We start from the raw sequence: 26,430 nt of genomic DNA, 5'->3' as shown, positions 1-26,430 counted from the left end.
TCGCGGCCTCTATCAGCAAAGGAAAGGTGGGGCGTTCGTCGCGCTCACGATGAAATGGTCGAGCGTCTGTTCGTTGAGCGGCAGCTGCGCATCAGCCGGAACGCGCTCGGTGCTTGGCTACGACGCCGTGGCTGGACGTTTAAAAAAAGTCCGCACATGCATTGGAGCAAGATCGGCCGGATATCCTGAAGCGGCGACGCGCCGGGTTCGATGGCCAGCTCGATCTCGATCCCGAGAGGCTGATCTTTATAGATGAGACCGGCCTGTCGACCAAAATGGCACGCCTTCGCGGGCGCGCAATTCGAGGCGAGCGTTGCCGAGCCGGCGTGCCGCACGGCCATTGGAAAACAACGACATTCACCGGCGCGCTCCGCCTCACAGGCATGACCGCACCCTTCGTCTACGATGGAGCGATGAACGGCAATGTCTTCCTGGCCTACGTCGAGCAAGTGCTCTCGCCGACGCTTCAGACCGGCCACGTCGTCGTTATGGACAACTTGCCCGCCCACAAGGCAGCGGGGGTGCGCGAAGCCATCGAGCGCGCCGGCGCCAAACTCATGTTCCTGCCACCCTACAGTCCCGACTTTAATCCCATCGAAAACGCATTCTCGAAATTGAAAGCCATGCTGCGGGCAAGAGCGGAGCGAAAGATTGATGCCCTATGGGCCGCAGTCGGCGCCTTGCTACCCCGGTTCACTCCTGGAGAATGCGCCAACTACTTCAGAGCTTCAGGATATGACCCGGATTGAACAGGATTTGCTCTAGTGCTTCTCTGCGCCATAAGAGGCGACACAGAGATAACAGCAGACCACCCCCGCCCGAAAAATTGTGGGCCTCCGCATTTTTGACGACGAGTTTCGTCGAATGAACAGATCCTTCTACACGTTACGGGCAGCATCGCAGCATCCTGATTGTCAGTCAGTTCACGTTTGCTGCAGAGACAAGGGGTAACCGACCGAGCACACTCACCCAGCTACAGAGCCGAAACGGCACTTTTTGGAATCTCCCGTAGCGAACATGCGAGCAAGAACAACTCTTGGACGCGAACCAGCAAAGATACCGAAACGGTCATCGCGCTGCTTCAGGACAAGCGCTTCTCGCCCGGACTTCTGGTAGGCCCTTCAAAAGGCAATCTGGTGCTGTCAGAGGCGCTCTACGCTTTAGTGCAAGAGCAGCCGAAAGTGGCCGAGCGTGTCTCAGAGCGATCTCGCATAGTGACGATTAGCGCGAAGATCGGTATGCCGTCGATCTTCCAGCATGTGATTGACGTCGTGGGCGAATGGGACTGGTTCGGAGCCCTGAACTCGCGCCCTGATATCCGCGCGGATCTGGTCGTTCCCCATGCATGGCACAGCACTAATTCGATCTTCCCGATGGGGATGGGAATAGACGTGCCCCAATTCCTCGCACGCGCCATGACCATGTTCGAATCGGAGGCACCGCCTGCGCGTACCGCGCGCCTTTCGCTCATCCTCGACGCGCCGCAGCAAGCGGCCGCGGCGCTGAGAAAGAGTTCCACGTCTGACCGTACCTGATGCACAGCAGTGGCGGCTACGGAGCGACGTGATAGCCGAAGTTCCGATCCCGTTTGTGGATACCTCGAGGGGCGGCGGTAATCGGCCACGGTGTGAAGCGTGCGGCCGGATCATCAGGGCACCCTACGGCGGCATTCTGCATGCGGATGCCTATGGCGGCTACACCAAGCCCTGTCTTTCGGATCGATAACGGAAGCAGCGTGCTGTCCACGCGGCGATCGGCGAGATGACGAGCGCCTTCTTGCCCTGCGCCTTTCGGCGCGCAGTTGGCGAGGAGCCGGGAATTGCTCACGTGGGCAGTCGTCTTGATTTCAGCGGAGAACGCAATAGCAACTTCATACGAACCCGACCATTGGGGTTCTCGACCGCGCCTTTCTGCCAGCGCGACTGCGGGTCGCAGAATTTAGAATCACCAAGAGCCGCTGGCGGATCCGATGGACGGCCTGCATTGTCAGCTGATCGGCTGACTTCGGCGGGACAAAGCGCATCGACGGTCGACTAATGGCCTCACAGATCGCTTCCGCATCGTTTTGATCATTTTTATTCGATTTCAAGTACGGTTTCACAAATTGCGGATTGATGAGCCGAACCTCGTGCCCCAGCGCCTTCAACGTTCTCGCCCAATAATGGGCGCCGTTCGAAGCTTCCATACCAATCAGGCACTTCGGCAGGTTAGCAAAGAAAGTGGAGACCGCATCTCGTCGCAACCTTTTGCGCAAGATGACCTTGCCATAAATGCCAAGGCCGTGAACTTCAAAGACGTATTTGGCAAGATCGAGACCAATCCGAACGACCGACATGGCAATCCTCCTTCTTGTCCGTTTCGGAGTTGTGAAGGTTGCGCCCGATGGCCGGCGGGGTCCATACCATTGCCCCGGGCGATGCAAGGGCTTTTCGGATAGTTTAAACGTGAGATCGGGTGCGGTCATGTGTCAGGACGGTGCAGAATGTTGAGTTCCGGGCTGAAGCGGCGACGTGACGCCAAGAATCAGCCAAACAGCGCAAAATACCAAAAGCGCTGCGGCAACAAATTCCACCATGTTCCTGTGCCATCGTTGCGAAACCAGAGCCGAGGCCTGCCGAGCAACCGCCGATAGGCTGTAGAACCAGCATGCAGAGGCACCTAGCGCACCTGCAATGAACAGCATTTTGGAGGTGCCCTGATGTGGCGCAGCGGCCGATCCGAGAATGACGACGGTTTCCAACAATGCAAGCGGGTTCAAGAAAGAAAGCAATAATCCTCGCCTGATGAGTCCATTTCCTTCATAGACAGTCGAATTCAGCTCCAAGTCAAAATCACTCGATGTCCGAGTGCGCTGGACGGCACGAAACGCGAGCATCAGCAACATAACAGCGGTGCCAATTGTCAAAATGAGCATGGCACTTCTGTTCAGTACGATCAGGCTTCCCAGTCCCCAGGCACCAAACGTCACAAGAATAGCGTCGCAAAGCACGAATACCGAGGCCAGGAGGAAAGTCGGCCCCCCCAGTGTCCCGATCCTCAATATTTCCGTATTCTGCGGACCTATGGAAACGATGAGCCCTATGCACAAGAGGAACCCGCTATACAAGGCTGACATTGCCTCTCCACAGCATTGTTTCTAGGTTTCCTGGCACATCAAGCTCGGCGGGAAAGTCCGGATAGGCGACCGAATTTCCATCGCGTTTGAATGTTGCCACCCCAGCATTTGGATCGTACTCGGCGATATCTTCACGCCTCACTTTTCCAACCCTCGTATCCATGACGAAGCGCGTCGAGTTAATCCAAGAAGGGCTGAACCAATTAATCCTCTCAATTATGCCGATCAACCGAGCAAGGTTGATCCGGAATGGAGCCGAAAAATTAATTGGGTCGGGAATGAAAATCGATAGGTTCCGGATTCCAAGCTGATCTAGCTGTTCCAGATGCTGAATAAGCACGACATGATGATCATTAATCTGCCGCAATATTGGGAATTGGTTATAGCATCGGATTCCGGCCTGGCGGATCTTCGCGATAGCCTCCCTCACGTCGTCGCAAACCTCATACGGGTGTGTGAGGTGAAAGACGAGGCGAACACCTGCCGATGACAAAAGCTCTAGCTTCCTCTCGTCGATGATGAGCTGAGGATTATAACTAATTGCTTTGGTGTGAATTCGTATCGACCGAATATTGCGATGCGCTTTAATGACTTCGAATATTTTCGCCAAAGATGAGGCCGAGAGCGTCATCGGATCACCTCCGGATAAAATCACTTCCTCCGCATCCGTGTAGGTGTCGAGATACCCAGACAGTCGTTCGACGGAATTTATGAACATATTACGCTGGGAGTGTTGATGCTCTGACAAAACATCCTGGCGGAAGCAGTATTGGCAATGCGAGACACATGTAGATGTCGGCATGAATAGGATGCGATCACGGTATTTTTGGATGATGTTGCCCGTTGTGTCTGGCGGCATGTTTACCCTGTCATCAACAAAGTCAGGAACCTCGCCGGGTGCCCGTATTTCGAGGCGCTCGTTCGTGGGATAAACCATACGATGGAGGGGACCTTCCGTGTGGCCAAGGTGCTTAATTTCGTCGTTTACTTTCCGTTTAAAGAACGGTGAGACTTTTATCGGTAGCAAGCCCTCCCGTTCTCGCAATACCTCAAATTGCTCATTCACCATTCCCTGCTGCTGCGGGTTTGTTCTCAACGGTTGATGTTTCATTTCTCACCCTCATTGTTCCCGTGCGGTGCTATGGCGAGACAGGCTTATGCGCGGCCGACACGCTCTTCAATCAGTGAGAATTCAATGGACCAGAGGACCAGATGCAACGTTTCAAGCTCAACCGACGGAGGCGATTTCCCTCCTGGCGATTGTTCGCCATCTCTCAGTGTTGAGTCTTCTAAGATTACGTCTTCGCGAAACATCAATCCCTCCATCATCTCGTAAGCCCGACCTCGCGCCCCTTTCGGACCGGCAAGAGTCGGTGTGAGCGCAATGGAAAAAGGCTATAGAACTTGCCATCCCGGGGTAGCGAGGTTTGGACACTGGCTTGTTACATATCCGCACACGACTTCTCTTGCTCACGCACAGAGTCGGTCGTCGACGAGGAACTCGGGGCCAAGCGCCCTTTCGGGAGGCGGATCTGACATGTTATTTTCCTCACTTTGTTCAATCCTCGGCGCTACCTGCAATCTAGATGCAGCTCGGCAGCTTCCGCCGCCTCTCACAAAGGCATTCAAGATTCGTGCCAACTAGCTCGCCGAACTGAAGAAAAGAGGTTTGTGGTTACTCGTCAGCAAGTTAGCTTAAATAAGGATAGGAGTTTGGCTAAACAAGTCTGCGTAGCGAGCCCTACAAAGCCCGACTGAAGGTGTCGGATGGCTAACTGCACACTGCACACACCTTTTGGACAATGGGATAGATGCTCTGCACGCCGAGGCTCGCTCGGTTCACCTCGGCTGCTTTCTTTAGGCTTCGGCAATTCCGTCATAAACGCGCGCGGGTCGATCTCGACGGCGACCGTAGCCGCTTTCTTGAGCGTGAAGCGGCGGCGCAGGAGTTCCATCCGCTTGCGCTCGTAGGAGAAGTAACCCTCCGGTGAGGCTTGCAATTACCCACATCTGAGTGTCGCTGCTATTTCGGTTCCGAGGCGGATGTCTGTCAGCCGGCTGAAGCCGCGCCAGACGACCGTATTTCCCGGTGGCGGATCTGATGTTCTTGCGAGGTAACCACCTAAACGAGCGAGTTTGGTGAGATAAAAGTTTAGCGATCCCGGCGTCGCCTGCCGGTTACCTGAGTTGCTGACCATTTGATCGAGGATTTCAATTTCCTGTTCGGTGAGAGCTGCAGTTGGCGGTGTTTCGGGCGCAGTGCGCGCGAGCATTGTCAACCAGAGTACTCTCCAGCTCACAATGCAGAACACCGCGACGAGGTTTGCCAGTCGATCGGCCGTTCGTAATCTTGCGTCTTCAGCCCGACAGCCAGACTTGAGGATCTTATGGAAGACCTCGATCTTCCAGCGGCAACTACACGACTGCGGTGTCTTTGACGCCCCTGTCGGCTGGTTTGCATCGACCGAACCCTTGGTGCTGTTGCGCTTTACGTCGCTCAGGCACGATTGGCCAAAGCACGCGCCTCGCGGCTCCTCGGCATGCCGACGCTGATCGTTGCAATGATGCCGCGCATGATATGATCATGAACTGTCGTTCCATGCTGGCCGGCGTACCGGCTGGAGCGGGGTCCACGCGCCGATGATCGTCATGGTTCCGCCGCAACAGGAGCAGCGGTGCGGCAAAGGTGGTGGTTTTGCGTCCGGTTCTTTGACCGGCTGCTCCGGCGGCGGGACGTCGAGCAGGCTGCGGCACAGGTCCAGCTTCAGTTGCCGATGGCCATTGGCAAGCAGGCCGTAATGACGAATGCGGTGAAAGCCGTCCGGAACGGTGTGAAGCAGGAAACGGCGGATGAACTCGTGGGCATCGAGCGTCATCAGCTTTTGTCTGCCGCCCGTTCGATAGTCCTTCCATCGGAATGTGACGTGATCGCCATCGATGCTGACGAGGCGGGAATTGGAGATGGCAATGCGATGGGTATAGCGCCCGAGATAGGCGAGCACCTGTTCGGGTCCGGCAAATGGCGGCTTGGCATAGACCACCCAGTCGACACGCCGCGCTTCTTTGACAATGCGATTGAATGCGGTGGCCCGAAGGCGGAGGTTGCTTCTTGACGGATTCCGTCTACGAGGGCGAATTTCATGCTGATCTCCAAATAGCCGTGAGCTGCGCCGAAAAGGACGCATACTCGTTCACAGGGGGAAAGTGGCGGGCGGCTTCGTTACCGCTTGGAGATTCTTCGGGCAGTTCGACTGCCTCATGTTCTTAATCGTCTGGACCGCCTGACGACCAATTGCAAGGTATCCGTCTACGATCCGGAAAATCAATCGTCGGTCATGTTGATCGACCACCGGCGGCGGAACACTGCACGACGAGAGATAGGGAAGCTGAAATTAGCGCCCTTGCGTGCAGTCGGACGAGGCCAAGCGCCATCCCCTCCCGCCGCCGGGCGAAAGGCCTATCACAGATGCTGAAACTCGCCGAAAACCCCTTCGCTGATCGATAGCAGGCACGTGACGATTGACAGCAGGCATGCAAGGTAAAGCGCCATAAGCAGGAAGTAGGATGCGATGACCGCCTGCCACGGCCACAATTCAGGCACGACAGCGTCACATCCAAAGAATCTGATCTTTGCAGTATTGTTGTCGAAGCCCCGATACTGAATCTTTTTCAGTCCTTCGGCGTCCGCCCAAAGCCCGATCACCGCGCTGTTGCCCGAGCGTCCGGCATCCGCGTTAATGACGGGCGCAGTCAGGATTTGGCGCGAAGCTAGATAGCTGGGTCCCAGAACGATTGATGCCCCAAGCAGCACCACTGCCAGGACGAACCAGCTTCGTCGACGCGTCTTTGTCCGGCGTTGACGTGTCGCAGCAATAATGATGAGCGTCAGCGCCAAAACAATGAAGGATGCAATACGGCCGTTGATCGTTTCACTGCCAGGACTATCGCAGACCGAGCCAGGCAGAGGCGGAGCAACAGCAAGCAGCACGGAACCGAACAAGCCGAGGATCGATCCGACCAGTTGGCTTGCCCTCAGGACTATGTGCGAATCCATGGTTTTACTCACTGCTGGCATCGATTAGGGGACTTTTGGGCTCGCTTGCCCAAATAGATCAAATCGAGAGGTGGGGCTTGTTCATCGAAATGGTTTGGAGGTTCCCACATTGCGACCTCGCTGACGATAGTTCCAACTGGCTCCTCCGCCCAAACGCAATAGATGCCGTACATGGCAGCAAAGGTGACGGGCGAAGAGAGGCCTGCGCGTCGGAATTGTTGCGGTTTGGTCTGGTAAGGTTTCGAATAGAAAATCGTAATCCCGCGCTGTGGACGTGTCATTGCCAAATCACCCCAGAGCCTCACTTCTATCTTCATCTCCATCCGCGTTCCGCCGGCGGGACTTGCTGTGCTACCGAGCGTCTCGCCAAGGAAACTTGCCTGGTATTGTCCGTCCGCAGCAATGTCGGCGGCAGTAGCTAGATCGGTGGCGACCGCATTCCCATCAAAAACACGCGACACGATTCCATTCAGGGTCTCGAATTGTTGTGAAAGTCCTTCGAGCGATTGAACCGAAAAAGGCCGCTGCCTTGCGTCGAGTGCGTTCATCCAAGCCTGCGAAATAGGCTTCATCGCCGCGAAGTTTTGAGCCAGGGAGGGATCGATGCTTTTTCCGTCCAGTTCCTGAATTCGTTTATCAAACTCATCGAGGGCATTCCTGAAATCATTCTTCAGGTTGCGGTCGAGAAACACGACCAGCTGATCGCCCCTCTCTATGCGCGCCTTCGTATCGGCGTTAGTGATATCGGCCGTTGGAACCAACAAGCTCGGTTTCTGCGCAAGTCCCACGAGATCGGAACTGCCATTGACCCGGAAAAGAAATTCGATGAGATCGCCGTCGAGCCGGAAATGCCTTTCAGCCACTGATTGACCGATCTCGGACAAAAAGGTTGCAGGCTCTTGCTTGGACAGAGCGACGCTTGCCAAACCAACCTTCGCGTCGGCTGCCGTCACCTGCCCGATATCCGAATTATCCTTGTTCACGGCGAGCAGTTCGAAGGGCAGACCGGATGGAAAGTCCGCGCTTTCCACCGTATGGAGAACGCTTGGCTCCTGTGCCTTGGGACCGTCCGAACCAAGTCCGGCTACGCACAACCAAAGCAGTAAGACAAATCCCCAAAGTAACGAATGTCTGATGTTACGGCTTGTCATTTTCCCCCTGCCCCTCCGGTGATTTCTCAAGTGAAGCGGCGCCTTCGGCTGGCTGCATCAGGATGATTTCGCGCGCCCGGTCCTGAATCGACTTGCTGAGCCGATAAAATTGCGCTCGCTCAGCCTCCGAGGGACTCCCACTGCCGAGCCCCGGCAGAATGAACTCGACATAGTCCAGGAGATCTTTCAGGCTCGCATGTGTCGGATAGGTCCACAGACCCTTCGCCGTTAGCGCATCATCGACGATCGCCCGGGTCAGATAGGTCTTGCCGAGCGCTGTCGCCCGCTTGCTCGGCTCGGAGGACACGAGCACGATCATCTGCTTGTCGTAGATCAACTGTCCGAGGCGCGCACCATTGAACGGTCCGAGTTTTCTTCCCCCCGCGACGACAGCCGAGGCAGACGAACATGTATCGAGAACAAGAACAAGATGGCGAGCGTCGAGTGCGGCAAATGACGTGGTCAGCTCCATATCGCTGATGGCGCACTCACAGGGTTTGTTACCGGCAATGTCATAACCCGGATCGGTATCCTGTGGCATGATCTGAAAGACATTCCCCTGCTCGACGCCGTGGGCTGCAACATAGAGAACCACCGCATCGTCTGGGCTTACAGGCTTGAGGCTATCGGTGATCTGGCGGGGCCACCCGTCGGTGTTCACGGTCCGTCCAGCCAGAAGATCGAGAACGCCAAGAATGGTTTTCTTGTCTGCAGGAAGCACCGGCGGCCGGTGCTCGCCGGGCACGAGACGGCCGGGCGACCGTGCCTCAATCGGCACTTTAACGAGTTGATAGTGCAGGCCTTCATGATCGATTGCATCGCTAAAACCGTTCAGAAATGCTTCTGAACTGGCCACCGCATGGCTGAGGACCAGACCGCTATTGTCGTTGGCATTGACGCCGACGGCGATGACATACATGGTCCGCGTTGCGGTCTGTCCGGCCGCATGCGGAATGCTGAGGGCAATTGGTGCCGATGGCGTCGACCGACGCCCTGTGGCGTTGAAAGCGTAAGCGGTAAAGACGGTTTGCGAAATCGCCGGGTCTTTCGGCAGCATGACGCTGTAAGTTACCTCGATCGCCCCGTCCGGGTCGATTTTCGCCTTGCCCGATTTGCTTATGTCTCCCGGTGTGCCCGCGACGAGTTGGCCATCGCGAAACAGCTTCAGGTCGAAGGCCCTCTGTCGCGGCTCGGGTCTTGTCACGACGGTGACGTCTGCGCGCCACGCGTCCACCGGCTGCACCCCACTTATAGACACCGTCGGCGGCTCTTCGATCAAACGACCCTCGTCGACATTGCCGAGCGTTTCTCCCCTAAATACGTCACCGATCAGGCCCGGTGAGAAATAAGGTTCCATCAACGCTTCGAAAGAAAGCGCATGGCGCACGTCTTTCGGATCGAGACGCCAACGAAAATCCCCGAGGATGTCGAAATTGTTGGTATCGAAACGGCCGGTCGGATCGACCGCGATCCAGCTCCCGTCCGACGTCTCGAACAGGCTCAGTTTGGGTTTAAAGCTGACCGCATCGAATATATCGACACCTAAGCTTGAAACGAGCAGTAGCCTTTTGTCCGGGGTGAAGGTCACGCGGCGCACATCCTCGTAGGATCCCCAGATGCGTCGAGGTGTACCGAAACCACTTCCCGCCCGCGGCACGGCGAAGAGCTTTCCGCTCTCCACACCAATCACAATGCTGCCATCAACCGGAGAGATCGCCAGTGTGCGCACATATTGCGGCACGGGGTCCGGCCCCCATTCGTCGACGGGAATCACCAGTTCCGGCTTGCCAGAGCTCTTGAAGTCGAAACGCCAAACACCACCGCGAGCGGCGTATAAAACGGATTTGCCGTCGGTGTCGAAAACCGCGTCTTCGACATATTGGTCGTCACTGAATTCGGCGATCGGTGACGGCTGACCAAATTGGAAAACCCGCACTCCATATTCGTTGCATTGGATAAAAACATCCGAGGTCGGATGCGGCACGAGACAGGTCGTGAGCCATTGGGAGTCCGGAACGTAGACGGTCTCGGTCTCAAATGTGTCGGCGCGCAGCTGATAGAGCGGCCCGTAAATAGTGGCGTAAAGGAGATGATTGCCATCCGGAGAATAAGCGATGTTGGTCGTCGGGTAGAGCCCTTGTGTGACGCTGGAGAGTTTCGTAGGCCCATCGGGTGACCAACGCGTCAATTGCTCGGTCGGGGGATCGGCATCTCCTTGGAGCCGCTGAACTGTTAGTATGGTTCCGTCTTCCGGATTGATTGCAAAAACCCGGCCGGCGATATTCACATCACGCCCTGATGTCGTGTCGAGCAATCGCGTGTTCGGAGGCGGAGGATCGACGTCCATCCTTTTTGGTCCACTCACGGTATTAGCGAGCGCCAGCGTTCTTCCTTCACCGAGAAACGACAGTTTGGCGCGCCGCTCAAATTCCATCTTCGGATTGACCCGTTTCGAAATCGTCACCGATGGCTGCTCGCCAAGCTGTGGCGCCATGATCGCCCAAAGGGCGAAGCTGCCATCTGCGCAAGCAGCCAAAAGATGGCTATCGTCGAGAAAGGAGAGCGCCAGGGTGTCCTGGCCACCGAACCGGTCGTAGGCCGCGTGAAACCTTGTCCTTCTCGAAGGGTCCGGCAGGTAGACGAGATCGATATTACAGCCCATGCCGCCATAGGCAAGCCAAGACCGGGCCTGAGACACGGCCAGGACATTCCCGTTCAGCCCGTCGACCCCCGACAAATCGACGGCGGGCTGGACCGGCGAGAGATTGGCGTCGAAAATCGAAAGGGCAAGCTTTCCCCTGCTTGGACCGGTCAGTTTCATTTGAAGATTGTTTGCGTCGTCGAAAGTCGCGAGACCAAAGGCACCCATCGCGCTCCTGCCGATTTCAGCGAGCTTTCCCGTCTCCCAATTGATGACAGCTGTATCCTCCACATAGCCGAAGAGCTTCTCATCGTTGGCGAAGAATTTGAGGTCCCGAGGCCGCCGGTCATAACGGGGTGAACGCGCGAGAACCTTTTGGCTGCTGGCCTCGACGATCACAACTTGGAAACTGCCATCCCCGTGCGACAAGGAGAGCGCGATCATTGCGCCATTGGAACTGATCGCTGCGTTTTCTATCCAGTCAGGATCGGTCACGAATTTCGACAGGACCGCTCCGGTTGCGCTTTGAAGCAACTCCGCGCGCCTTATTTCCTGTGCCGAGAAAATGAACGAGCCATCGCGGCTCACCGCAACATGGTTGATCGCCGACTCGTGCTCGGGATAGCGTGCAACCGACTGTCCCATCGCCAGATCCCACATCATGATGAAGCCGTCGTCGCCGCCTGTCACAAGCCAATGCCGATCGGCACTGACAACCGCGGTGCGTACCGGACCGGAATGCCCGAAGGGGATCACGAGGCGGACGAGATCGGCGGCGTCCAAGACCTCGGGCACCAACAGCACAAGTATCAGAATGATATATCTTGCCGCTGCAAACATGACCCGCCCCCCTCCAGAACGCCGGCAATTCAGTTGATCTTACCGGTCTGTTTTGTCTGATCGTGCCCGCAAAAGTTCACCTGAAAAAGACCGAGGCCAGGTCGAGTATCGTGTTGCGATTTATACTATCTTTCCCGACAAATATGCAACCATGCAATATTGGGAAGGAACCGTAACAGGTCATCTGCGAAACACCGCTTCCATTGCCTCATGGGCACGGTCGACAATCTATTGTACGCTTGCCTCCCGGCGATCTGGCGCATCATGTTCAAAAGCCTAGACGAGGATGCACGGGGTCCTGGACGCTCCGGCATCCGCGGACCCGTCTCCCTCAATTGCGGGATTTCGTCCCGTGTGTTCATCGTCTATTTGTGCACCTTGCCTCTGCCGGCATACGCAGATTCACATATCGCTTTGCCTTTAAATAGGGTCTTCCTCACTTTGTGTGGTTCATCCGCTGTTAGCGACGTAATTGCTATGGGCGGGCATGCAAAGGAAATCGAAATGGTCCCCCGGCTCAGGGGTTAAAGTTCTGGGCGTCGCGCTCGCTGTTGATGACAGTTGGGTTGTTTCCGCCACCGGACCAGCAATCGGCATTTGTCCCGATTGCGGACGGCGAAGCCGTAGTCGGCATGGCTGGTCCAATCGCAGCCTCCAGGATCTGCCGGTCCAGGGCAAGCCCGTGACAGTGAAGCTCCTGCTGAGCCGCTGGCGATGTGCGCGTCAGAAATGTGAGCGACAAACTTCACCGACCGACTGCCGAAGATTGCTTCCCCATATGCACGCCGGACGACGAGGGTCGTGGAGATTGTCGGTCTGCTCGGCCATGGCACGGGCGGCCGTCCTGGCGAGCGATTGATGCAACGGCTCGGGATGCCGGTCAGCGACGACACCATCCTGCGGCAACTGAAGCGGAATGCCGCGGTTGCTCACTGCGCCTCCGAGATTCGGGTGGTTGGCATCGATGACTGGAGCTGGCGACGAGCAACACGATACGGGACCATCATGGTTGATCTCGAGCGTCGCTCCATTGCTGACATTCTCGATAACCGGAGTGTCGATAGTGCAGCCAGGTGGCTGCGGAATCATCCCTCCGTCGAGTTCGTCAGCCGCTTCGCCGCAAGAAGTCGGAAGCACTGGACGCGTGGATCGACGACGCGATCGTCGTCCGAACTCATTCCGATCATGCGGTTCGCACGTGTTTTGCGCAGAGACATCGATGCCGTCAACAACGCCATCGAGCTACCTTGGAGCAACGGACAGGCCGAAGGGCAGATCAACCGCCTCAAGACCCTCAAGCGCGCAATGTACAGCAGGGCAGGTCCCGAACTGATGATGGCACGAATGCTGCCACCGCACCACAGAAATTGAGGAAGACCCCGTTTAAGTGCCAAACGACAGCGATGGCATTCTTTGCTTTTCTACGTTGACGAGGTCATCGAAGCGGGCTCTTTCGCTCAACGCCCCATCGCATCGAGCAAAGCTCACCACAAGCGCGGGGACACCATGAACTCGGAAAGAGAGTTGGCTGATAACTGCCCTTTGGCAATATGACCCTACCGGCACGGGAACGTGGCTGTGTTTATGCAGCTTCCAAGCCAGCAACATTGACCTTCATTTTTGAATGATACTGAAGAAGCCTTACTATCCGCTCCTTGCCTTGGTGGAGTCGAACCATTCTATCAGCTATTATTCTCTGTCGCGCGATATCCGGCTCTCCCTCATCATTGGTGGGCAGCAGCAACCGACAATGCTCGACCATTTCCGTGGTCACGCGGGTGTAGTCTGGGGAACCGTCGTCGCGGTATCGGCCGACAGCAATGTCAAGAAGTATCGGCGTGAGGAAAACCTCGACGTACGGAAGATAGACGAGGTCGCGGAACTCGTCCCGCAGCCGCAGAATTCCGCAATGGGAGTTTGCATTGAAGCGCCCTTCGCGTTCAAACGCGTGGCCCGCGTATCCATCCGCCGCCCAGGTGATGCACGGCCCTTCAAAAGAAAACGTGTCGATGTATCCGGCCACTTCTTCTCGGACGGAGGATCCGGAAAAAACTGGATAGGGACCAGGATGGGATCGGATATACGCCTGTGTCAGTTGGCCATTACCTCGGGACGGCTTTTCGAAGAGTTCCGAGACAGGAAACTCCGCTGTGGGCGCCTCAATATGCGGGTACGTGATGTTGAGGGACTTGAGATGATCTGCCATGGCCATAAGCTTCTTTTGAGCTCGTGCGACAACCTCAAACCTGTCCGCAATCTCGCGCTGAGCCTCAAGGTCCGGTTTTCCATTATTGTCTACAGGCACCGATACAAAAACATCGGCTGCCATACGTGTAGCGAGCTTGGTATAGTCCGCCTCCCCTTTCTCCTTGAATCTTCCGATCGCAGCCGCTCTGAAGGCCGTCGTCAGGGCTGGCACAAAGTAGGATAGGAAAAGTCGGTCAGCGATATCCGGCCGTGCGATGAGGATACCTACATCGCGGGTCGCAGAGAAGCGACCTGACCGGGAGAATACATGTCCTGCATAGCCATTTGTAGTCCACGTCAGGCATTCTTGGTCAAAGTCGTAGCTATCGATCCATCCTGCAATGGATTCCTCGAACGTTGAGGCAGAGTAGACCGGGTAAACGCCAGGATTTTCCTGATAGTAACGCCGAATGTACTTCGTCTGGCCGCGTTCGATTAGAAACAGATCTTTCACTCTAAAATCACGAAACGTCGGATTGTTCATTCCGGAAACTCCTTGAACATCTCGCCGATTTGGTCCTGAACTGATCGAACGGCGTCAAAGAATTCGTCCTCTGACACACTCATCATTTCTTCGTGCAAGCCGAGGGCGACCTTCTCGTCCGTGGTCCAATAACGGTCGACGGCCCAGGATTGCGAATCGAGGATCTGATGGGCATCAATCAGTTTTACTTTGGGGGAAGTGAGATGGCTGCCCGCTTCCTTATCCTCAGAGAATCTGGTCTTCACGCTCACGAAGCTACGAAACATTCGGGCAAGCTCTGGCATATCACTATCGCTTGTCGGAAAGCGTAGTCCGTCAAGGGACTCACCGAATGACCCTACCATATAAGCGAACACCGGATGCGGTTGGCCCGGTGCAGACACCGCTTTCTTGCTTAGGCATAGCACGTAGGTCTTCTTCTTCACGGCATAAAACGTTTTAACCGGAAGAGAAATGATCGCGTCGACGTGGCATTCACGGGCCACCCAAGCGCGCAATTTGGCGTCAGCAGACCGCACAAAGACGCCGTCTGGAAGGATGACGAACGCTCGACCATTTTCGTTCAGCTCCTTCACGATTTTTTCCAGGAAAAGGCCCTCGAGGCCCGATCCACCTGCTCGGTAATCCAACCCTGCCCTACGGGCGGCCTCCTTGATGCTACCAGCCCCACTGTTCAAATATGGGGGGTTTGACAGGATTAGATCGTATGCATTCTCATTAATCTCAGAAAGGGAGCCGAGGCTTGTTTGGGTATAGGCTTGAAAAACGCTATTAAACTTATCAGCCATAGCTCTGGTCGCGTTGGGATGCTGCACCAGAAGATCTGACTGGTAGATGACGAAGTTTGCCTTGGCCAAGATGATCGTCAGGTTCTCGTCAAGCCTGTCACTTCCCTTGTCGTAACCGTGGTACGATACATCGGAAACTATATGGGGGACCTCGACAACACGTTTTCCCTCTTTCCTCCATTCTATCTCAAGGCGGAATTCTGGCCGCTTCAGGCGTGCCGTTCGCCGAGCGGCGGCCTCCAGCGGAAAGCCACCGACCCCGCAAGCGGGATCTGCTATGACAGTTCCAGCCGACATCGCTTCGACATCGGCCATATCGACTATCCCCTTCATCAATCGACGTGGCGTAAAGAACTGACCAAGGGTACGTTGTCCAACGCTGCCTTTGAGAAAGTCCTCAAAGAGGCGGGATTTGAACTCCTTGTCAATGTGAACAAACTTACCGCCGTCGCTTGATGACTCATACGTCTTAAACTTTTGCAGGATCGTCTTGAATACGAAGTTGTGGTCGCCGTTGTCGGGGTTTAGAGCAAAGCCATTTACCAACGTTGTCTTGTCAATTTCACTTGCAGGAAACTTGTCCCGAATTTGCTGCCGGACGTTCGCGCGATAGTAGCGGAGGCACTGTTCCGATGATTTCGCGAGAACAGCTTCGAATGAAATTTCGGTTCCATTTTCGTCGGTGGTTAAAATTCCAAGGTCCGAGAGATACTTGAACATGAATATTTCAACGAATGTCGATAGCGCCTGCGCAGGTGAGGGGGTGTTGCCGGCGGTGTAGATGTCCTGCCAAACTGATCGAGCCAGGGCGGATGGGTTCAATGTTCGTCGGTCTGGTAGCAGATCACCATCAAGACGCTCGTCGAGATCTTCCACGAGCGTTCGCGCAGCTTCGACTTTAGCCTTATCGCGATGATCCGGAGCGACAAATGGTGTGGCAATAATGGAGCCGTCTTGGCGCTTCAACAGATTGTGGTCGCCTAGCTCGGAGGGTAGGAACCAGTGGGACCGATGGGTATCGGTCGATACACAAAATTTGGCTCTCAGTGCAGCGCCGACCGTTGCTGCCTGAGCAATTCCGTCATCCTTGAAAAGATCCGTTTTGAATTCGACAACCGCAACTACGCGTGGCTTGCCACTTCTGCGGTCGATGATAAGGCCATCCGGCTTACGGCTCTCAAAGCCTGTGTAGTCGCGAGGAGGTATGAGCTTAGCAACCTTCAGCGCGCCTAGAGTCGTTGCTCCAATATTTAGGTATTCAAGATATCCATACTCTTGTCCGCCGTCCTCAAGTCCGCGCTGTTTAAGCTCTTCCGACATTTCCACCCCAAGCGATTCAGCCTGCCGTGGCTCTTGCCACCGCGACTAATTGTGTAGGCCAATCCCTACAACGTTCGAGCATTGACTGAGAGTTCTATTTTCACTATATTGCATAGGGAAAGGAGAAATTGATGGTAGCTATCGATGTTGATTTTGAGGTCTTCAAGGCCCTGACGGCACGACGCACGACCGAGTTAGATACTTACAACGATGTGATCCGGAGGTTGCTGATGTTGAATCCCACATCAACTTCTGGTGACATCCGCGCCGAAAACGGGTGTGTCATGCGAGGAGTGCGGTTTCCTGAGGGGACGCTGTTTAGTGTCACGTATAAGGGCCGAACATTTGAAGGTTCTGTTCGAAATGGCGTGTGGACCGGATCAGATGGGGTAACGTACGCCAGCCCATCGCGCGCCGCGCACGCGGTCACGGGAAACAACGTGAACGGTTGGCGCTTTTGGTTAGCAAAACGGCCGGATGACACGGATTGGAAGCGCCTCGACGAATATCGTTGAGGATCAACAACATCGCCCACTACGACGATTGGCATTAGAGCCATACCCGTTTGAGCGGCAGCGTGTTGATTTTCGGGAGAAGTTGACCCTGTTTGCCGTTCCATATTGACCCCTCATGGTGTCGGAAAGCCGGTCCGTTTCAAGTCACTACAGGTTGCTGAAAGGATTGCGCGAAGCGCGAATATGGGTCAACTAGTGATGGACATCTGCAATCGGACCATGCGGAGGCCGTTTTCTGCCCAAACGCGAGAGCTTTGCAAAGTCCAACCGCCGCCGCCTCTAAGTTTATGCTCTTTCCAGTTGATCGCGGAGTGACACTAACAATTTTATGAATTGGCCGCTGGAGGAGGTTCCTTTGTTGTTTGCTTGGACCGACGGCGTGAAGCGTGCTCCTCTTGCGAAAGGTGAGCGCGCGACCTGCCGTGACTGCGGCGGTCTGCTGACCTCGGTCATGCCGGTCGAGAACGTCCCTCACTGGCGGCACAAAGCGGGAGACTGCGACCCATGGAGCGAACCCGAAGGGCCATGGCATCTCGGCTGGAAGGAACTTTTCGATCTTTCCTGCCGGGAGATCGGTCTGGTCGATGGTACAACGGGAGAGCGTCACAGAGCGGACGTCCTGTGTGGTGCAGGAACCTCGAAGGCGACGGTGTTGGAGTTGCAGCACTCCTCGATCTCCGAGGAAGGGGAGCATGAGGATTTGTGGGGCGGGCCGGAACGGAGTATGTCGTCGCCATTGAACCTCGACGGAACTGGCGAGCGTGAAGAGGGCAAGACGGACAACAAGAACTGGCGGGGAGACGGCGACCTCTGAGGACGAGGTTTTCCTGCAATTCCGTATTTGGCTGAAGGACGTAAGCCCGATGGTGTGGCGCCGGGTTCAGGTTCCCTCGACGACGACGCTGCGCGAATTTCATGGCGTCCTTCAGGTTGCCATGGGGTGGGAAGGCATCCACCTTTATCGATTCATCATTCACAGGGTGCGGTACGGTTCGTGCGAGACGGGTGCCCGCTCCCCGGCTATGACGCTTCGCGACCTGAAGTTACGCAAGGGCAGCCGTTTCTTTCATGCAGGACGCCCATCCGCGCGACTGGATGAACCTGCCCGTTCCCGATGGCCGTATTGTCTATCGGCCTGGATGGCGGGTATATCCGGGACCGTAACGACCGGAAGAAGAATTTTGAGCTGATTGTCGGCCGCTCCCTGCCTGAAGACGGCGTTCCCCGCTACATCGGCTTTGTCCATGGCTATGATCGCAAGCCGCAGCGCCGTATCCTCGACCATCGCAAGAAGCAGGGCGTGCAGGCCAACCAGGATATTACCTTCATCACGGATGGCGGCGAGAGGTTCGCTCCCTTGCCGAAATGATCGCGCCGGCATCACAATGCGCATCACGGTCCTTCGCCAGTTCGCCCAGGCGTCGAAAACCATGATGAGAAGGCCGGGCAGGACCTGCTTGAAACGCTTCGCAGGATCAAATGGCATCTCTGGCACGGCAATGCGTACCGTGCCCGTGAGGAAATCGATAACCTGCAAATCGATGCCGAAGCTCTCAAAACGGACTACCCGAACATGCGCAAGTTCCTGACCGCTATCGGCGAATTCCAGTCTTACATCGCCTCCAACAGCGCAAGCCTGATCAATTACGACGAACGCTATCGATCCGGTGAACGGATATCGTCTGCCTTCGTCGAGGCCACCGTCAATGCTGTCATCTCCAAGCGGTACGCGAAAAAGCAGCAGATGCCGTGGAGCAGGACCGGCGCGCACCTTCTGCTGCAAACCCGCACGCAGACCCTTGACGGCTCCCTGCGTTCAACCTTCCGGCAATGGTATCCGGGCATGGCTAACGACAATCATGAGAAGCCCGAAACGGCCCGCTCCGCCTGACCGCCCCACAAATCCTCATGCTCCCCTCATAGCGGTGGTAAACGCACTGTCAGTCTGCCGAATTCGAGGTGGCCAGCGTGTCAGACCTCGATGGGCTCGGATGCGTTTCATGTACATCAACAGCGCGCATCACCCTTGGCGAAAAACCACCTAAACGTTTGCTCTCGCTAGTTTTGCGCTTGCTAAAAAACAATCTCTGCTGCATGATCCCGACTAGGTGCATTTCTAGACAATTCACTATCTTGCAGATTCCGGGGGGCGACGGGGATCATGCGAAAACTCGATGCACGCGAATACAAATTGCTTCTCAATCCCGCAAAGTTCGGCACTCTGCTCACAAAAGCGCATGCGAACGCATTTTGGGATGGCGAAATCGCGCCCATCCTCGACAGGCATTGGGGCGGAAGCCTTTGCGTTTCAGACACATTCGACAAGCTGCTCGAACGGATATTGCGTTTCTGGGATACGCGGGACTGTGCCCTGACCGCAGCCGAATTCGTACTGCGCTCTCGCGTGGACGCTTCCAATGGGATCGCAGATTCCAGTCGGCAGGAAATAGCGCTCAAGTTGCGCATGGCAGACTTTTTCGTAGTGGCGAATACACACCTGCCAGGTTCCGATGGGGCAACGACTAAGTTTGAAGAAGACATAGCCCCGTTGGAAGTGAAGCCACAGGGTCCCGCATCGCCGGTCGTATTCCCGGGGAGGCACTCAACTCGAAGCCGCTATTCTCTGACGACAAAACTTGACCGTCGCTGGGACCAATCTAACCGCACCGAAGCCCGTTTGGGAAAACTCTTCCCGACACTTGAAGGATTGCTAAGCCGGCCGCTGGTGGGGGACGAGGCCCTAGTCGGCGGGCCGGTGATCCATGAGCTTGCTGCCAAGGGAACTCAAGTGCGGATTGGTAAGGACATCATTGGAGAGTTCACACTGACCTGCTGGTACTTCGAGACAGCGCCAGGGCCACCGTCTGTCGCGGAAGTGTCATTCAAATACGACACGATTGCCGGCGAAATGCCGGGCAAGGCTGCTCGCAGAGCACTCGATCTGTTCAATGCTCTCCAGACCGGTCTGGGCGACTACGTGAATACCGATCATTCCAGCAAAACCGCAATGGCGCTACCGAAGAGTTGCGCATCCCTTGCTTAGAGGCTCGTAGGAGCCGCCACACACCTGAAGGGTAAACAAGCAATGCGCCGGAGCGCTCGGCCTGAAAACAACTGACGCGGAGGATGTCATGCCACTCAACAATTACGCCGTTCTCAAGGGAAGACCGATCAACAATCGCCTGGCATCGGGCGCAAGCCCGCATTATCAGGTGCTTGTCTCGGAAAACGGCACGTTGCATCGTATCGCCATAAATGTCCGCTCTCAGGATGGCAGCGAGGTCGAATTTCTCGTCCGGTCACAATTTGAGCATCCGGTCACGGATCTGCTCGCAGAGCTGCCCGAAGGGCTCCACAAGACCCCGAGCCAACCGGGTGGCGTCGCACTTGACTTCATCCGCGGCAATCTCATGCAGCCCTGGGAGCTTAAACCGCTGCCGATATCGGCATCCGGACCCGATAACGATCTGAACGAGAAGATCGATGCCTACATCCAGCGCGCCATGTCGGACGAGGAGGCGATGATCTACGCCTTTGGCGAAACATGGGGGCCCGAGAACAACAAGGCAGACAAGTATTTCGGCTTCAAGCCGGGCCGAGGCATCCACGACATTCATTTCAATCAGGGCAATCCGCCGGGCCGCTTTGCTGCGCAAAATGGGCCGTGGCAGGATGGCGGGCTGATCATCGAGTTTCCCCGTGAGAAGCAGTGGGTAGCGATCTTCCTGAAGTTCCAGACACAGGCATGGCACTCGGACGATGGCGATGGCTCTCTCATCGTGCCGCAGGATCGCGAGCATCCGAACCGGCCGCATGCGCCGGTCGACCGCGACCGCATTCCCACGTTCGAAGTGCCGGATGGTCTCGTTCGCGTCATCGCGGCATATGTCAACGACGTCAGAACACCTGAACGCGAGACGGTCACACTGCTCAACACCGCCGACGTTCCAGTCGATCTCGCCGGCTGGCAGATCAAGGACAAGCAGAAGAACGCGATGCCCCTTTCTGGCTCGATCGCGGGCGGTGCTACGCAGGTTATCCAAATCAAAGCGCCAGTGGCTCTCTCCAACAAGGGTGGGATTATCACTTTACTGAACGCCCAAGGCATAAAAGTGCACGGTGTTTCCTACACGAAAGAGCAGGCGAGACAGCCGGGGCGGACGATCCCGTTCCAGGCATAGCACACGAGCCTATCGGACACTGAGCGAACGGGCGCAAGGCAAGTCATTGCCCCGGCTCCGGAAGAGGCGCAATAGGCTATGCTCACGCCTCTTTTCAGGTCCGACTGGCGCGGCCGTTGCGAACTGGCCTTCGCAAGCCGGCGGGCGGTAGCAATCAGATCGTTCGACGCGGGTTAGCGTGCGATCTTCTGCTGTTCATTGAAATGGTGTCTGATCTGCGGGAAGCGGCTCTCGCCCAGCGAGATCAGAGCCTTGCGGACTTCGGTCGGAAGTCCAAAGGTGATTTTCGAGCTGATCGGACGGTCGACCAAATTGCAGTTTACGTCGACAAGCAGGATCGCCGCCGACGTCGCGATCCGTGCGAATGTCCACAACCACGAAACCGGCCGGGCCAGGCGATCGCGAAGAACCTCCTCGACGGCGCGCTTTACGCTGTTTGGAATGTCCTGATCCTGGGTCATGCCGCGAGTAGCGGACGAAATCGGATTGGGGCACTCACTGCTCCACCTCAGGCGTCGCTCGTCGCTGGAACGACTCCCTCTCTAAAACTCAATCTATGTTCTGCAAGCGCATAGAGCCGGGGCCTCCAACAGAAGAGGCTTGCCTTGACGATGTTTTGAACGGCTTTCATGTTGGAGGAGAGTTACGATAGGGCCAACGAATTCCCAAGCCTAGACTGAGGCGGATTCTCGCCTTCTCCCTGCGCTCCGCCGTACTCGCAATGGCATGAAATCGGCATGCTTTCCTGGTTACCAGAAAGGAGCCAGGAGAGTGGAAGATGCAGAAACTGTGGACGGAAAGCCGAGGAGTGATCGCCGCTGGGCCCAACGAGATCGGCAAGGCTGAGGCGATCAATGCGCTGCTCGTGCGACCGATCGAATTATTGCCCCGACGTGAGGGAGATGCAATCAAGCCGTTCGCACTCGGCATCTGGACCGAGATCCGTGCGCTACTAATGAAGCCTGATCTGCCGGTGAGCGCGCTGCGCCGCGCGACCTCGGTCTACACCCATTCGAAGCGCTATTACTTCGCTTGTGCGCAGCCCGATGCCAAACGCCACGACGTCGACGGAAACCCGGTCGGCCCAGTCAGTGATGAGGACAGGTTGGCGGCGCAAACCACGGCCCTCAGCTTGAAGGCCAATTCGACCCCGGCGTCATCCCCGGCAGTGGCCGACATCGGTACGCCGAAATCAAACCTCATCCGGGCCGGCACCTTCGGTCGGAACCGGGATGTTCCACCAGTCAGCTGACGTTCCGCCGCAGTCCGGCATTTGCTCGGACAAGCGCCATCAGCATCGGTCCGATCGCAAACTCACCTTTTTCGGTCCTTCGCGTCAGATCGCGTAGGTAACCACCGGCCGAGTTGATATGCCCTCCCCTTTCTAGGATGCAGGCGATCACAGTTGCGGCGTTTTCCGGACCCATGCCCGCGCAGGCTTCCTCGTAGGCCGAGGGACTTACGCCGAGCATGGATCGTACGACCACTGCTGCCGACATCAGGTCCCGCCAATTGCCGATCGTTCCACCGGGGCCATAGTCGAGGATTTGCGGGCAGGCTTGGAGGACAAGGCCGAGCGGGAAGGATTTCAGGCTGTGACCGGCATGCAAATCGGCCGCCCTGGGCGCTCCGCCGTTGCCCTTGCCGGAAGGTATCATCGCTTTTAGCCTCCGCTCACCTGACGGCTCGGTGTTCGGGTTATTGTTGGCCACTGCCCTTTCGCCCTGCTTCGTTTCGAAGCTTGGTTCAAGTTCATAGATGAATTCGGGATTTGAATTCTGTTTGTGGCGCTCAAGTTGAGACTCATTGGCGCTTATTTTTTGTGTTTTTATCCGTTTTTCCAACAGGTTGATGACCCCAGCTCGCAGCGATGCCATCTCGTCGAGAAGCGGGGCCAATTTTTCGACGGTCGCAACGCGAGGAATCCGGGCAAGGAGCGTTTGAAATATCGCTGAAATGCCTTCCCAGTCACCGGAAACCTCTTCTTCGAAGGCAGCGGCAATCAACTTGGAAAGATCGCGCCGGCAGACGGTCAGGCGCTCCCTGGTCACTCGCAGCAGTTCTCGATCGGCCACCGCCTGGGCGGCGAGGCTTTCGATCTCGGCCGCACGCGCGAGAAGCGGCGCGACGCTGAAGCCGAAGGCCTCGTCTACAGCCCCTTCCCTATCGCGTCGCACGTAGCGTTTTCCGTTCGGGCTGTCCTTGCGCACGATCAGACCGGCATCGACCAGGACGGCAAGGTGCCGTCTAAGGGTGGCAGGCGTCATTCCGCGGGAGCGAAGCGAAAGCTGCGCGTTCGATGGGAAGACGATTAGACCTCGTTCCTCGGAGATTTCGTCGTCGGGGTAGAAGGTCAAGAGCGCGTCGAGCACTGTCAGCGCGCGATCGGTCACGCCGAGCGCCGGCCGTGCCTCGCAGATCGCCCTAAACAGCTTCCATTTGCTACGCTTCATCCCCGGCTCGATGGTCTCGGCAAGTTGCTGGCTTGCCAGCATGCCAAGCGACATCGGCCGCCGCCCGAAGGGCGTCGTCACATATCCGCTTTCCATTATCCTTCACCTTCTTCAAGGCAAAAGAAATCTGCTCGTCGAACCGACGCCTAGACTCTTGACAGTGATTCCCGGAAGTGCGATTCTCTAGCTGCTAAACATCGAAAAGGGCTTCCGCGACGGCGACGTTCGGGGGCTTTTTTCTTTTGCGGCACTCTCCTGATTTTATGACTTTAGGCACTTAGTTCTTCGAGCGATGCTCTTCGAACAGAGATTGAAGCTTATCGAGAACGAAGGACGCGAACTCGGGCGCCTCCTTTCGATCGATGACGATTTCCACCTTGGCGTCGCTATGCGTGACTTTTGCAAGACGGACGCCAGCACGCGTTGACCACACGTCAGCCTTCGCCTTCTTCGGGTGCGGTTTCAGATGTGCGAGGAGCGCCTTGAACCGTTCCTCCGAGGGAAGGCTTTGCACCTCGTTTGCTCCGGTAAATGCGATAGCCCGGTCCAGCGACTTCGTATTTGACAAGAGCTCAGCAAGCTCGATCCAGCTGCGCCGGCCCACGGTCGGCGCAGGGCCGATCGATTCAATCAACGCATCTGGTATGCGAGCGACCACCGACAGCATGTTCGACAAATCGCTCTTGTATAGCGACATCGCTGCCATGATCACATCTCGAGAAAAGCGCTGCTGCAGCCTGTCGGCAAAGCGAGCTTTTTCGATATAGGTAAGATCCTGGCGCTCATTGTTTTCCTGGCCCTGCGCGACGACGAGCTGCTCATCGGTCAAATCTCGAACAATGGCACTCACACGAGTACCAAGCTCGGCAATGGCGCGAAGGCGTCGGTGGCCGAAGGCAATCTGATAGCGGCCAGGGCTTTCAGGATGCGGGCGCACAAGGATCGGAACCTGCTGGCCTTGTTCTCGGATGGAGCTAACAAGGCGATCATGCGCCTCGGCCGCTCCAGGCATACGATCCGGAATGAACGACGGATCGATATCTGCAGTGTCCAGCGAAACAACCGCCAGGCCTTCCGTGAGCCGCTTTTCGATGTCGTCAGCGCGGCGGCTGCGTTCACTGACTTCGCTCAATGACTGCCCGATCGCGCCGACGGGAGAGCGTGACGTGTCCTGAATCAAATCGGGCGATCCAAGGATTGGCCGCAGACGGCCCTTTTGGACGCGGATTTCAGCCGAGCTCTCGGCAGCGGCGGCGCCCGGCGGGTTAAGTTTGGCGAAAACGTCCTTCCTGCTCATGTGGCCCTACCCCACGCTTTCCTGATCAATCCTTCAATTTCGGCATTCACGTTGTTCATCGATTCAAGTGCCCGATCGTACGTCGCACGTGTAAATTGGCCGCGCTCGACCTCAAACAGTGTTTGATTTGTTAGGCCCGCGTCGGAGACAGCCGTACTTTTCAACATCGGGTGGATCAGCACATGGTCACCGAATATCGACCGCAGGAACGCTACCATTTGGTTCTGGGGACCATCGCTTGGTTCGAACCGCGTCACCAGATACCGCATCCAGTTATAGTCGGAAGGGGCGCCGGCTGCGGAGATCTCCTCGAGCAGATCTCCGGTCATCGCAAGAAACTGATTCATCGACATCACGTCGAGCATCTGCGGATGCACGGTGACGAGGACGGACGTGGCAGCGGTGAGCGCTGACAACGTGAGGTAACCTAGCTGTGGCGGGCAGTCGATTATCACTACGTCATAGAGATTTTGTGCCTGCGAGATTGCCTGGCCAATACGGGCAAAAAACAGCGTATCGCCGGGCTGACGTTTCATCAGCGCGCGTGGTGTGTCGTGTTCGAACTCCATGAGCTCCAGATTGCCCGGGATAAGGTGCAGGTCGGGGATGTAGGTCGCCCTGACGATCTCTGCGATCGGCCTTTGCTGATCATCATATCGGATAGCACCGTAGAGCGTCTCGTTGGGACCAACATCGACTTCCGGCTGGTGACCGAAAAGGGCTGAAAGACTTGCCTGGGGGTCTAGGTCGATGGCAAGGACGCGATACCCACGAAGGGCGAGATATTGCGCCAGGTGCGCCGACGTCGTCGTCTTGCCCGAACCTCCCTTGAAGTTCATCACGGCGATCACCTGCAGTTCCTCGTCAGCGCGACGGTGCGGCAGATAGCGACGCCCTCCCCTCGTGCCCTGGTCGAGATGCTTCCTCAGTTCGTGAATGTCTTCGACCGAATAGCTCCGCCGGCCGCCACTTTGGCTAACAGACAGGTTCGGCATCTCGGCGGCAACCTGACGCAGGTACCCCTCCCCTATCCCGACAAGCTTCGATGTCTCGGCAGGTGTGAAATTGCGAATGCCCTTTTCGGCATGCGGCGGGAACACGCTTGCGTGGTGGGCCTGAAGTTGCGCTGACAGTGCAGACGAATGCCGCTGAATCAGTCCTTTGAGGTCTGACGTGTTTGACGCTAGAATATTCTCAGCGGTCTGAGTCATGCTATTTTGTCCGGTTTCTCAACTGCGGTTTTAGGCGAAGAATTCGGTTACTACCGCAGTTGCAATATAAGCTCCGATTCTGCCGACAGGGCAAGAGTTTTTTGGTTAACGAAAGCTTAACGTCCCCTGCTCA

Annotated in this window: 19 protein-coding genes and 7 pseudogenes; 12 read left to right on the top strand and 14 right to left on the bottom strand. The window is 56.4% G+C overall.

Features of this window, described 5'->3' with window-relative positions:
• Positions 1 to 48 precede the first annotated feature (48 nt).
• Together ISN39_RS31920 and ISN39_RS31915 are read left to right on the top strand one after the other, a co-directional pair.
• A pseudogene (locus ISN39_RS31920) lies at positions 49 to 749 on the top strand (IS630 family transposase); the annotation flags it as partial.
• A gap of 162 nt (positions 750 to 911) precedes the next feature.
• Positions 912 to 1,535 (top strand): hypothetical protein, encoded by a 624-nt coding sequence (locus ISN39_RS31915; RefSeq protein WP_194732021.1) that lies wholly within the window; start codon positions 912 to 914, stop codon positions 1,533 to 1,535.
• Between the two features lie 422 nt (positions 1,536 to 1,957).
• Here the strand turns inward: ISN39_RS31915 and ISN39_RS31910 are convergent.
• From ISN39_RS31910 to ISN39_RS31875, 8 genes and pseudogenes are all read right to left on the bottom strand, one after another.
• Positions 1,958 to 2,335, bottom strand: a pseudogene (locus ISN39_RS31910) (transposase); the annotation flags it as partial.
• A 132-nt stretch (positions 2,336 to 2,467) separates the two neighbouring features.
• A complete protein-coding gene (locus tag ISN39_RS31905) occupies positions 2,468 to 3,115 on the bottom strand; it encodes a LysE family transporter (RefSeq protein WP_194732020.1) in 648 nt (215 codons plus the stop codon).
• Entirely contained in the window at positions 3,099 to 4,226 is a 1,128-nt protein-coding gene (locus ISN39_RS31900) for a radical SAM protein (protein ID WP_194732019.1), read from the bottom strand. Before ISN39_RS31900 ends, ISN39_RS31905 begins: the two co-directional genes overlap by 17 nt.
• Before the next feature lie 889 nt (positions 4,227 to 5,115).
• Positions 5,116 to 5,394, bottom strand: coding sequence for a hypothetical protein (locus ISN39_RS31895; protein ID WP_348652005.1), 279 nt, complete (start codon positions 5,392 to 5,394; stop codon positions 5,116 to 5,118).
• A gap of 303 nt (positions 5,395 to 5,697) precedes the next feature.
• Positions 5,698 to 6,228: pseudogene (locus ISN39_RS31890) on the bottom strand (transposase); the annotation flags it as partial.
• A gap of 347 nt (positions 6,229 to 6,575) precedes the next feature.
• Positions 6,576 to 7,103 carry a hypothetical protein gene (locus tag ISN39_RS31885; RefSeq protein WP_194732018.1) on the bottom strand — a complete coding sequence of 176 codons (528 nt, stop codon included), beginning with the start codon at positions 7,101 to 7,103 and terminating at the stop codon, positions 6,576 to 6,578.
• A gap of 74 nt (positions 7,104 to 7,177) precedes the next feature.
• On the bottom strand, positions 7,178 to 8,320 hold the full coding sequence (locus ISN39_RS31880) for a hypothetical protein (protein ID WP_194732017.1): 1,143 nt from the start codon (positions 8,318 to 8,320) through the stop codon (positions 7,178 to 7,180).
• Positions 8,307 to 10,814: a hypothetical protein gene (locus ISN39_RS31875; RefSeq protein WP_246763528.1), complete on the bottom strand. Its 2,508-nt coding sequence runs from the start codon at positions 10,812 to 10,814 to the stop codon at positions 8,307 to 8,309. The genes ISN39_RS31880 and ISN39_RS31875 overlap by 14 nt, the downstream gene beginning before the upstream one ends.
• Before the next feature lie 45 nt (positions 10,815 to 10,859).
• On the opposite strand from ISN39_RS31875, the gene ISN39_RS36995 reads away from it, so the two are divergent.
• The 3 genes and pseudogenes from ISN39_RS36995 (at position 10,860) to ISN39_RS31870 (ending at position 13,172) form a co-directional block, all read left to right on the top strand.
• Positions 10,860 to 11,321: a hypothetical protein gene (locus tag ISN39_RS36995; RefSeq protein ID WP_246763527.1), complete on the top strand. Its 462-nt coding sequence runs from the start codon at positions 10,860 to 10,862 to the stop codon at positions 11,319 to 11,321.
• Between the two features lie 15 nt (positions 11,322 to 11,336).
• Complete coding sequence (locus ISN39_RS36990) at positions 11,337 to 11,861, top strand: hypothetical protein (protein WP_246763526.1); 525 nt, start codon at positions 11,337 to 11,339, stop codon at positions 11,859 to 11,861.
• Between the two features lie 472 nt (positions 11,862 to 12,333).
• A pseudogene (locus ISN39_RS31870) lies at positions 12,334 to 13,172 on the top strand (transposase).
• A 211-nt stretch (positions 13,173 to 13,383) separates the two neighbouring features.
• Here ISN39_RS31870 and ISN39_RS31865 read toward each other — a convergent pair.
• Together ISN39_RS31865 and ISN39_RS31860 are read right to left on the bottom strand one after the other, a co-directional pair.
• The gene (locus ISN39_RS31865; RefSeq protein ID WP_194732015.1) at positions 13,384 to 14,532 is read right to left on the bottom strand and encodes a restriction endonuclease subunit S; all 1,149 of its coding nucleotides are present in this window, start codon (positions 14,530 to 14,532) and stop codon (positions 13,384 to 13,386) included.
• On the bottom strand, positions 14,529 to 16,640 hold the full coding sequence (locus ISN39_RS31860; RefSeq protein ID WP_194732014.1) for an N-6 DNA methylase: 2,112 nt from the start codon (positions 16,638 to 16,640) through the stop codon (positions 14,529 to 14,531). The genes ISN39_RS31865 and ISN39_RS31860 overlap by 4 nt, the downstream gene beginning before the upstream one ends.
• A gap of 131 nt (positions 16,641 to 16,771) precedes the next feature.
• Here ISN39_RS31860 and ISN39_RS31855 point away from each other — a divergent pair, with 131 nt between their 5' ends.
• From ISN39_RS31855 to ISN39_RS31830, 6 genes and pseudogenes are all read left to right on the top strand, one after another.
• A complete protein-coding gene (locus ISN39_RS31855) occupies positions 16,772 to 17,155 on the top strand; it encodes a DUF2924 domain-containing protein (protein WP_194732013.1) in 384 nt (127 codons plus the stop codon).
• Between the two features lie 355 nt (positions 17,156 to 17,510).
• A pseudogene (locus ISN39_RS31850) lies at positions 17,511 to 17,840 on the top strand (hypothetical protein); the annotation flags it as partial.
• Between the two features lie 76 nt (positions 17,841 to 17,916).
• Positions 17,917 to 18,159 (top strand): annotated as a pseudogene (locus ISN39_RS37715) (plasmid pRiA4b ORF-3 family protein); the annotation flags it as partial.
• 55 nt (positions 18,160 to 18,214) lie between these two features.
• Positions 18,215 to 19,046, top strand: a pseudogene (locus tag ISN39_RS31840) (ISKra4 family transposase); the annotation flags it as partial.
• 270 nt (positions 19,047 to 19,316) lie between these two features.
• On the top strand, positions 19,317 to 20,198 hold the full coding sequence (locus ISN39_RS31835) for a hypothetical protein (RefSeq protein ID WP_194732012.1): 882 nt from the start codon (positions 19,317 to 19,319) through the stop codon (positions 20,196 to 20,198).
• Positions 20,199 to 20,286: 88 nt separating this feature from the next.
• Positions 20,287 to 21,336 (top strand): DUF2278 family protein, encoded by a 1,050-nt coding sequence (locus ISN39_RS31830; RefSeq protein ID WP_194732011.1) that lies wholly within the window; start codon positions 20,287 to 20,289, stop codon positions 21,334 to 21,336.
• Positions 21,337 to 21,509: 173 nt separating this feature from the next.
• Here the strand turns inward: ISN39_RS31830 and ISN39_RS31825 are convergent, their stop codons facing one another.
• Entirely contained in the window at positions 21,510 to 21,797 is a 288-nt protein-coding gene (locus ISN39_RS31825; protein WP_246763525.1) for a hypothetical protein, read from the bottom strand.
• 317 nt (positions 21,798 to 22,114) lie between these two features.
• Between ISN39_RS31825 and ISN39_RS31820 the strand changes: the two genes are divergently transcribed.
• On the top strand, positions 22,115 to 22,588 hold the full coding sequence (locus ISN39_RS31820; protein ID WP_194732010.1) for a ProQ/FinO family protein: 474 nt from the start codon (positions 22,115 to 22,117) through the stop codon (positions 22,586 to 22,588).
• Here ISN39_RS31820 and repC read toward each other — a convergent pair.
• The 3 genes from repC to repA form a co-directional block, all read right to left on the bottom strand.
• Positions 22,581 to 23,885: a plasmid replication protein RepC gene (gene repC, locus ISN39_RS31815; RefSeq protein ID WP_194732009.1), complete on the bottom strand. Its 1,305-nt coding sequence runs from the start codon at positions 23,883 to 23,885 to the stop codon at positions 22,581 to 22,583. The two genes, ISN39_RS31820 and repC, sit on opposite strands and share 8 nt — an antisense overlap.
• A 181-nt stretch (positions 23,886 to 24,066) precedes the next feature.
• On the bottom strand, positions 24,067 to 25,086 hold the full coding sequence (gene repB / locus ISN39_RS31810) for a plasmid partitioning protein RepB (protein ID WP_194732008.1): 1,020 nt from the start codon (positions 25,084 to 25,086) through the stop codon (positions 24,067 to 24,069).
• The gene (repA, locus tag ISN39_RS31805; RefSeq protein WP_194732007.1) at positions 25,083 to 26,297 is read right to left on the bottom strand and encodes a plasmid partitioning protein RepA; all 1,215 of its coding nucleotides are present in this window, start codon (positions 26,295 to 26,297) and stop codon (positions 25,083 to 25,085) included. Before repA ends, repB begins: the two co-directional genes overlap by 4 nt.
• Positions 26,298 to 26,430: the final 133 nt, after the last annotated feature.

The sequence above is a fragment of the Rhizobium sp. 007 genome, from assembly GCF_015353075.1.
Lineage (GTDB): Bacteria > Pseudomonadota > Alphaproteobacteria > Rhizobiales > Rhizobiaceae > Rhizobium.
The sequence above is the reverse complement of the archived record's forward strand: the minus strand, read 5'-3'. Positions and strand labels throughout refer to the sequence as shown.

Coding starts and splice junctions, on each gene's coding strand:
- ISN39_RS31905 (WP_194732020.1), bottom strand. CDS start 3,115: ATGTCAGCCTTGTATAGCGGGTTCCTCTTGTGCATAGGGCTCATCGTT.
- ISN39_RS31900 (WP_194732019.1), bottom strand. CDS start 4,226: ATGAAACATCAACCGTTGAGAACAAACCCGCAGCAGCAGGGAATGGTG.
- ISN39_RS31880 (WP_194732017.1), bottom strand. CDS start 8,320: ATGACAAGCCGTAACATCAGACATTCGTTACTTTGGGGATTTGTCTTA.
- ISN39_RS31875 (WP_246763528.1), bottom strand. CDS start 10,814: ATGGCGCCACAGCTTGGCGAGCAGCCATCGGTGACGATTTCGAAACGG.
- ISN39_RS36995 (WP_246763527.1), top strand. CDS start 10,860: ATGGCTATCGTCGAGAAAGGAGAGCGCCAGGGTGTCCTGGCCACCGAA.
- ISN39_RS31865 (WP_194732015.1), bottom strand. CDS start 14,532: ATGAACAATCCGACGTTTCGTGATTTTAGAGTGAAAGATCTGTTTCTA.
- ISN39_RS31860 (WP_194732014.1), bottom strand. CDS start 16,640: ATGTCGGAAGAGCTTAAACAGCGCGGACTTGAGGACGGCGGACAAGAG.
- ISN39_RS31855 (WP_194732013.1), top strand. CDS start 16,772: ATGGTAGCTATCGATGTTGATTTTGAGGTCTTCAAGGCCCTGACGGCA.
- ISN39_RS31835 (WP_194732012.1), top strand. CDS start 19,317: ATGCGAAAACTCGATGCACGCGAATACAAATTGCTTCTCAATCCCGCA.
- ISN39_RS31830 (WP_194732011.1), top strand. CDS start 20,287: ATGCCACTCAACAATTACGCCGTTCTCAAGGGAAGACCGATCAACAAT.
- ISN39_RS31825 (WP_246763525.1), bottom strand. CDS start 21,797: ATGACCCAGGATCAGGACATTCCAAACAGCGTAAAGCGCGCCGTCGAG.
- ISN39_RS31820 (WP_194732010.1), top strand. CDS start 22,115: ATGCAGAAACTGTGGACGGAAAGCCGAGGAGTGATCGCCGCTGGGCCC.
- repC (WP_194732009.1), bottom strand. CDS start 23,885: ATGGAAAGCGGATATGTGACGACGCCCTTCGGGCGGCGGCCGATGTCG.
- repB (WP_194732008.1), bottom strand. CDS start 25,086: ATGAGCAGGAAGGACGTTTTCGCCAAACTTAACCCGCCGGGCGCCGCC.
- repA (WP_194732007.1), bottom strand. CDS start 26,297: ATGACTCAGACCGCTGAGAATATTCTAGCGTCAAACACGTCAGACCTC.